Origin of the sequence: Parachitinimonas caeni (assembly GCF_030129945.1) — a bacterium.
Taxonomy (GTDB): domain Bacteria; phylum Pseudomonadota; class Gammaproteobacteria; order Burkholderiales; family Chitinimonadaceae; genus Parachitinimonas; species Parachitinimonas caeni.
In genome coordinates this window covers 1-255 of the sequence record NZ_JARRAF010000301.1, presented here as the reverse complement: position 1 = coordinate 255, position 255 = coordinate 1, and the positions used below count along the sequence as shown (strand labels likewise).

At 73.3% G+C, this 255-nt stretch carries 1 protein-coding gene; it reads left to right on the top strand.

All coding sequences use genetic code 11. From position 1 onward, the window contains the following. On the top strand, positions 1-255 hold a 255-nt coding region (locus PZA18_RS25910; protein ID WP_284103542.1), incomplete at both ends, for a hypothetical protein.

The following is a 255-nucleotide window of genomic DNA, read 5'->3' as shown; positions in this document are numbered from 1 at the left end:
GTCGCCAGGGCCCGCTCGCGGTGGGTCAGGGCAGCGACTGCGAGGCCACGGTCCGCATACCGCCCCGGCTGGCCGGCCGCTGGCGGATCGCGGTGCAGACCGACGTCAACCGCAGCCTGAATGAGCCCGACCGCCGCGCCAACAACCAGCGCCTGTCCGGGCCGATCCAGATCCAGCCGAGCTATGCCGATCTGGTCCCCACCGCGCCGGTAGCGGTGGGCCCGGCCTATGCCAACCGGCCGCTGACCGTTCGCT